Source organism: Reyranella soli (genome assembly GCF_007992495.1).
Taxonomy (GTDB): Bacteria; Pseudomonadota; Alphaproteobacteria; order Reyranellales; family Reyranellaceae; genus Reyranella; species Reyranella soli.
Map to the genome: position 1 here is coordinate 1 of NZ_BKAJ01000272.1, position 7,623 is coordinate 7,623.

4 protein-coding genes and 1 pseudogene are annotated in these 7,623 nt (G+C 61.3%); 2 read left to right on the plus strand and 3 right to left on the minus strand.

Annotation, left to right across the window (positions count from 1 at the left end; genetic code table 11):
• Positions 1-2,409, minus strand: a 2,409-nt coding sequence (locus RSO01_RS45185) for a PQQ-dependent sugar dehydrogenase (RefSeq protein WP_373868005.1), incomplete at its 3' end; no start/stop codon positions are given.
• 972 nt (positions 2,410-3,381) lie between these two features.
• Between RSO01_RS45185 and RSO01_RS45190 the strand changes: the two genes are divergently transcribed.
• Positions 3,382-4,086 carry a hypothetical protein gene (locus RSO01_RS45190; protein ID WP_147157190.1) on the plus strand — a complete coding sequence of 235 codons (705 nt, stop codon included), beginning with the start codon at positions 3,382-3,384 and terminating at the stop codon, positions 4,084-4,086.
• The gene (locus RSO01_RS45195) at positions 3,992-4,600 is read left to right on the plus strand and encodes a Crp/Fnr family transcriptional regulator (protein WP_246159249.1); all 609 of its coding nucleotides are present in this window, start codon (positions 3,992-3,994) and stop codon (positions 4,598-4,600) included. The genes RSO01_RS45190 and RSO01_RS45195 overlap by 95 nt, the downstream gene beginning before the upstream one ends.
• A gap of 759 nt (positions 4,601-5,359) precedes the next feature.
• Here the strand turns inward: RSO01_RS45195 and RSO01_RS45205 are convergent.
• Together RSO01_RS45205 and RSO01_RS45210 are read right to left on the minus strand one after the other, a co-directional pair.
• A pseudogene (locus tag RSO01_RS45205) lies at positions 5,360-6,141 on the minus strand (aspartyl/asparaginyl beta-hydroxylase domain-containing protein).
• Between the two features lie 634 nt (positions 6,142-6,775).
• The gene (locus RSO01_RS45210; protein ID WP_147157194.1) at positions 6,776-7,006 is read right to left on the minus strand and encodes a hypothetical protein; all 231 of its coding nucleotides are present in this window, start codon (positions 7,004-7,006) and stop codon (positions 6,776-6,778) included.
• Positions 7,007-7,623 lie beyond the last annotated feature (617 nt).

Sequence of the window (7,623 nt, forward strand, 5' to 3'; positions counted from 1 at the left end):
GCCGGCTACCTGCCCGCCGCCGACATTCACTGCCTTGACGAGTTGGCCTGCCGGGCCGGTCGAGGTGATGAGGATGTCGTCGAACGATGCCTGGAAGGTGTTCTGGCTGCCCTCCCCCGTGTTGCTCGACCACAAGCCGACGGCAAGGCCGCTGTCCTTACCCTGCACGGTGTAGTCATCGTTGATCGCCGACAGGATCGAGGTGCCAGCGAGGCTGATGGGGTTGCCGGTTACCTTCACCGGTCCGCTGGCGCCGGTGTAGGTCACGGAAGGCGTTGCCTGCGACGTGGCGCGATTGACCAGGAGCTCGAAGATTAGGCTGCTGTCGGCCGGCGCCGTGCCGACAGCGGGCACGTTCACGGTCTGCGAGGCGACGGTAGCGCCGTTGCTCTCGAGCTGGAAAAGCATGCCGTTGGGCCCGGCCACCACCTTCAGGAAGTTCGACTGATCTCCGGTGCCGATGAACCCGCCGATCTCGCGGACCGTCGGGGCCGCAGGTAGTCCTGGAAACGGATTGATCGCCGTCCACTTCACATTGAACGCCTGGATGTCGGGCGCCAGCGCCAGGCCGGTCTGGAACAGGAACTCGCCGGTGTTGGCGCTGCCGCTTGCCGTTCCAGTCGACACTTCCTCGACGACGACGAGGCCGCCGCCGGCGGCGGTGCCGATCTTGACGTTCGCGAGATCTAGGCCGCCCTGCTCGACCGGCGCCACGAAGTCGCGCGTGCCGTTCACCATGTGGCCGGTCAGACCGAGGAATAACCCGTTGGGTCCGGGCGCGGTATTTCCGGCGCCGAACTGGAAGTTCCAGTCGAGGCTGGCGTTGGCTGCGAGGAACGTGCCGAAGCCATTGGCGGCGTCGGCCTGGAACGGATCGACGGTGTTGAGCAGGCCATCATCGTCCATGTCCGGATCGCTCGCCGCGGCCTGCGTGCTGGGCGTCAGCGCCAGGATCTGGCCGGCACCGATCTGGGCGACCCAGATGGATCCTCCAGGTCCCTGGACTAGGTCGAGCGGCGTACCGCCAGGCGTTGCCAGCGTCGTCACGCCCTGGATGGTTACGCCGTCCGGGGCGAGCTGGATCAGCTTCAACGTGCCGTCGAACGACGCCGTGATGAGGTCGCCCTTGATTTCGCCGTTAAAGGCAGTGGCGGTGTACTCCATCAGGCCATTGGTCGAGGCGCCGAATTGCGCCAGCGACTGCTGGCCAGGGGTGAACTGGCCCTCCAGGGCAAGCCGGGCGGCCGAGGATGTGAACTTGGAGGGGTCGATGACGAAGCCGGGGGCGATCTGCACGCCTGTCGGCACGGCGGCGGCGGCATTGGGAATGCTGGCGTTGATCTGCGGCTGAGCACCGTCGGAATAGGCGAGGATGGCGCCGGTCTGGTTGCCACGCGTCGGATCGGGATGGCCGTAGTAGCTGCCGTCGGACAACAGGTAGAGCAGGTCGGGGCTACCGATGCCGCCGTTGTTGAACTGGTTGGTCGGCTTGCCGCTGGCGTCAAGAATGGGCGCGCCGCCGAGGCTCTCGTTGCCACCATTGTCGACAGTGAAAAGCTTGCCCGCCTGGGTGAGTACGACGTCGTAGGCATTGCGCAGACCGGTCGCAAAAATGCGCACCGGAGCATCCGCTGGCAGGATCGTCTGGTTCAGGCCGTCATTGCCGCCGAACGGGCCGCCGACATCCAGCCCGCTTGCAGTCTCGTTGCCCAACGCCCCGTTGTTGGCCACCGTCGGGTCGTCGAGCGTCGGCAGGTCGTGTTTGTAGGTGCTGGTGACGCCGGGCGCGTAGGTGAAGACCTTGTTGGGAATGGCCCCCAGCGCCGTGAGGTCGACTTCCAGCATGGCGGCGGACAACGCGTACTCCGCGGTGTTGGAGAAGAACTGCGACGGGGCGCCATTGTTGGTGTTGCCGCCTTGCGCCAGGTACAGCTTGGTGCCGTCAGCGCTTAGAACCATCCCATTGGGCGAATGGTTTTCCTCCGAGCGCGGTAGGCCGCGGATCAGGTCGACCTTGCTCCAGGCACTGCCCGTCCAGGTGAGCTTGGAGAGGATGCCGGAGTTGGTGTCGAGGTTGAGATCCCAGAAATTGCCGATGCGGGGGTCGCTCGACGTCACATAGATCACAGGATTGGCGGCGGTACCGGTAACCAGAAGACCGGTGACCTGCCGCTCGCCGATAGATGTGTTCAGCGAGCCGTCATCGTTATGGTTGGGGATACTCTTGATGATGTCGAGCGTCTGCGTTTCCGTGGCGGCCCACTGGCCGGCCGCCGGCTGCGTGACATTGTAGATTCGGATCAGACCATCCTGCTGGGCGACATAGAGTTTTCCGTCAGGCCCGAACTGCAAGGTCGTCGGATTCGAAAGCCCACTGATTACCGCCTGGGACGCAAACGATACAGCCATGTCATACCCTCCCGAAAGCCACGCGGGCCGCGTGCGTGACGTACACTTGGGCGAGTCAGGACGGTTCCGGAATCGACGGCAACAGGACCGCGACTCCACGGCACAATTCACCTATCGACGCGCCTCCCCCCGAGGCGAACGCATCCCAATCGCTCAGCTCAATTCAGGTATCCACACACGTCCTTTGCTCGGGTACCACAGCTGTCCGCAATACCCCGTGATTAAGCTGTGGCGTAATGACAACGACAGATTAAAACGCGCAGCCCGCGCGAGAGAGATCGACGTGATTTCTATCTCAAGTTGTTCACGAGCATCAGACAAAACTACGATGCCGAAATCTGGCCCATCATCTATTGGAATCGCTCGACCCCAATTCAAGCGCCTGATACGCCGCCTTCCGATGGAGGATTGCGCAGCCGGGAGAAACAACTCGGACGGCAAGTCGGATCGCCCAAAAGCGAACACCTCAATCTTCCATGTGATAGAGTGACCATCATGCAACCGCGCCTGGAGCACCACTCTCGCTGATGGCAAACGTGTTTGACCCCTGCCTTCGTGCGCGGAACGTCCTGGTGGCCAAAGACAATTGCGAGCTCGTCCTGGTCGTCGCCTGTTCGGGTACGAAATTGGCAACGTGCGTGGACCTCCGACTTCACAGGCGTCGTCTCGTCACCTTTCCGAGCGCTTCTTTCACTCGCGCCGCGTTTGCCACAGATCTCTTCGGCAGGAGCGCGCGGTCGCGGCGCCTCAGGACGAAGCGATGGCTCCACGCGCGCGACGCCGGCCAGCAACGCAATGAGGGCAACCAACGAGCCAGCGGTCGTGAAAACGACAGCGGATGCCCATGAATGCCTTCACTGTCCGACGCCGAACTTCGTTGTCCTGTCCTGAACCGCAGGAGCTCACGCAACCGCCCGATTTTGGGATCAGATGTGCAAATAAACAGAGCGCAGGCTCTGCAATCACCGCTTATTGAACGACGACTATCGAGCATCGGCTCGAACGCAGCTCACGTTAACGGCGCCGAAGGTCGCGGTGTCAGCGTACACCGTGTTTGCCTGCACGATGGGGATGACGCATTCGAAGCGTTATCTGCGACGAATCTGCCGGCACCGATACCGCAAAGCAAAAGACGAAGGGAATGCTGCATTGGAGTACAGGAACAGGCGGCGCGCTGATGCAGGACCGCCGCAGCTGCGGGGGTCGGAGCTTCGTGGCTATCTCGATCGACTCATTAACCAGCTCGACGGTTCGAGCCTGCGTGCCGCACTTAAACTGATGATCTGGGAGGCGCGCGGCGCGATTCACCGGCAAGCGAGCCTGATCGCTCTCGAGCGGCTGGCTGGCCGCAACACAGCGACAAGGATGGATTGGCTGCGGGAACTCAAGGACGTGGAAAACGAACTCGCGACCGTCTATGTCAGCCGCATCGAAGCACGGGACGATTTCGGCTTGGACGAGAGCGAGACCGCCAATGAACCGACGCGCCCAGAAGCAATTCACATGGCAACCAAGCCACCGCTTTGCTCGTTCAGGGGGTTCGTGATGAAGCCGCCACACGAACGAAGGGTTAACGTTGAAAGTGTTTCCGTTGTTTCCGTCCGGTCGCGGCCAGTCTCCACGCAACCGCCCCTCGGCCATCGACAAGGTCGGCACGGCGCTCGTTCTCCCCGCTGACACCGACGTCTATCGTCAGGGCGAACGAGCCTACAGTCTCTACTATCTCAACTCCGGAGCCATCGCGATCGGCGCGCGATCGGCGGATGGCGAGCAGAACGTCATCGCCATCCAGGGCCCCGGCACTTTCTTCGGCGCCCGCTCGCTCGGCGAGGAGAAGCACAACACCACCGCCACGGCTCTGCTGGAGAGTGCCGTTGTGCGCTTGTCCAAGGACGCCGTAAAGAAGCTGCTGCGGACCGATCCAGTTTTCGCGCGGGACTTCGCTCTGCACATGATGCGTCGCGCGGCATCGCTCGAGGAGGAGCAGGTCGATCATGCTGTCAATTCCATCGAAAAACGACTTGCGCGGACGCTGCTGATCCTGGCGAGCCTCGATACCAATGGCGACGCTGCGCCGGTGCTCGCACGCGTCACCGAAGTCATGCTGGCAAAGATCCTCGCGGCAGAGCCTTCTAAGCATCCACGAGCACCTGCAGAAGTTCCGTGCCGACGGGCACCTTGGGCTTGGTAAAACACTCACCGTGTACAGCTCTCTCGCTCGGGTGCTGCTGCCGGCGCATCTCGTCGAATCGCAGGATCCATTCGGCGATGTCACCAGTTTGCGTTAGCGCGCCAGTTGTCGGCGAGGAATTCCACGGACGCAGTCAGCGCAATCATGTTTGGCATGAACGAATGCTGTCCTCGGATGCCCCTTGTGCCATTGGCGGTGCGGAAGCCTTATGGTCGCGACCACATGAGCGCGTTAGCGTGAGCCCCACGTGGATGCAGAGGCAGCCTGGCACCGCAAACCAAACCTCAATTCCGCACGCTTCACCGGATGCGTACAACTTCAATGAGCACCACAAGCCACCTGATCACGCCGACCGAACAGGCTTGATGATAGCAATGCAAGGCGCGCTTGAGCGCCGCGTCACCAACGGTGAATTCTGATCGGAAAAACGTAGAGCGTGCTCTGCGGCGGAAGCAGAGATTGTTCCGGCTTACACCGCACGGCTAGAGTGTGGTGCCGTCAATGTCGGCGTTGTCATCTTAGGACGGGTGGCCAAGACGCTCGGCGCCAGACCTGCCGGGCTCTTATCGAGCCGCCGTCCGACGCGAGCTATCGAAGCCGCTCAAGGCCGGCTGCCGTCAGATGAAGCCGAGATCGTGGCGATTAATGGCTGAGCGCAAAGCTGGAATTGATCTCGACACTGGCGATGCCGGGACGATCGCTGCTCGCGGCGTGTCCACGTGGCGCCGATCGGCGAGTCGCCATCGGCGATGCGGAACGCTATCGGGCGGTGCGAACGACCTGTTTCAAGAAAATCCGCTCGGGCCACGTAAGCTCAGGGTGCCAAAAGGTGATCATCAAAGTGTAGCGCATCTGCGTTCCCGCATGTTCTACCCAATGCACGAAGCTGTCGTCGAAAACGAGAACCTCGCCGTCACGGTATTCTGCAGAGTTGCCAGCCACGCACACACGTGAGCCCGCGCACCCCTCCAGTCCGAGGTGGGCCACCAAGCTTCCATTGGTCGGACCAGAGTGAGGATGTAGGGCCCCCCCGGCTCAATGGCAGAAAAGCAGACGTGGAAGCTGTTGTGTGGAACCTGCCGCAACAACTCCGCTGTCCGCGGGCAGGCAGCAAGGTGCTCTCGAACAGGCCGGCCTAGCAGGTAAAAATAGTATGTTGTCCAACGCTTCGGATTGAGGTCCGAATCGTAACGGGCCTGCGAGAAGGATTTTTGAGCGTTGGCAAGCTCTTGCTTGATTTCGGGCTCGACCTGTCGCAGCCGTTGCGTCCACGGGTGGTCCCGGGGATCGTGCATGGGCGTTGCCTTCAAGGCGGGCAAGAGCGGCAGCCAGGGAAGCTGATAATCATGCTTGGAGGGCGCCGATCCATCGCCGTGCATTGCCTTGGTCAATCGTCGGGGCAAGGCAAGCAGGCATGCTATCCCGCGGAAGACGGCCAATTTGATCGCGCCTGTTTTCCTGCGGAAGGCCGCGTTTTCCTCTTCTACCGTCGTCAACCACTTGTCGGGCGATTCCATGGTTCCACCAGTTGATGGCAACATTTCTTGCGACGTCAAAAGGCTTTCTCAACACACAGAGGCCAGTCCGCTGCGCAAGCAAATTAAACCGAGAATGTCCATCTTTGTTTGAAGGCACACCACGATGGAGAGCCCGCTCGCACCTGCAAAAAGGTGATGGCTCGGTGCTGGGTGTGGAATTGGCGCTCTTCGACAAGTTGGGGCATAGGGTACGCGGCCAGATCGGTTGCATGAAGCGCCGTTCCCACGTCGGAGGCAATAGAATGAAATTAGCCATGGGTTGACTGAGCAGTTCTGGCAGGCTGGCCCCATAGGGCCGAACAAAGGGCCGGCCTACCACCTCCCACGACACATAGCGGTCGGCCTCCAGCAGAGGCGTCCCAGGTCGGTCAAGCTTTGATCAAGTGGGGACGGCCAAGCACGCGACCATCCACGGCTGGCCTGCAGCCGGTACTCGTTCCACCAGTGCAGTTTCTTGTTCTGCGCGTCGCAGGTGGACACCACCGCAGTCGAGTGCGTACCGGGTCATTGCAAACCTGATCCAGAGCTTTTCCAGTGCATTGATGTAATTCGAGGCGCCAGATCGTCAGCCGGAGCGTCGACGGCCCGAGCGTATGCCTTAGCCTAAACAAGCCGTGCCTCTTTGCCCCGCTTCGCCTCACACTCGCCGTCCCTGTGAGATACCTCGCGCAAGGCGCAGCGCCTTGCGTCGCTCAACTGCGGCCGCGAGGGCAATCGCTGCGAATCCAGGCAATAAAATCAGCGCCGCTCCAATGACGTCTTCAACAATCGGCCAGCGCGCGGAAAACAGCACGGAGTAGATAAGAACAATCAGGATGATACCAAGCACAAGCCAACCGTAGCCAAGGATCCTTAACAGGAGCGCCATTGTCCTCCCCTCATTTGATCGTCTTGCAGAGGATGGCACTTTCCGCGTCCCCTTCACTAGAGCCTGCTCGACCAGCTTGCGAATCACCTCCGCCCGTGACGGCAGGTTGGCCTGCCCGCGCCGCCAGTCGCGACCGCTGATCCGCCCGCTCTGCCAGACGGGGACAGATGTCGTGGGTACCTCCTTTGCCTCGACCACACATCCTTGCACACCGGATTGTGTACGGCAGCTCTCGCTGCTTACCCAATTGCAGCCCGCATGGGTGCGCCCTGCCACATGCGGGGGCCGCCTCGCTCTCAAGGTTGAAACAGGGGCTCGAAACGAAAGCTTTTAGGGCAGCGGCCGCCTCAGTTTTGCACGGAATGCTTAACGGCCCAGAAAGCCACTGGTTAGTAACGTCGATGTCAGCAATGTGGCCGGCTTGAATCGGCGTTGGGGTTAATACTTCAGTCCAATGCCCAAGAGGTTGGCGACGAATTAGACGTGGAGAAAGCCAAAGGGGCACGTTGGAGAAGCCGAGTTACCATGCAAAGACAGCCGTATGGGCCGCGCGCTCCGTTCGACCTTCAGCCAATGACCATGAGGGTTCCGGTGAACCATGGTGACCTCAGGCAGGC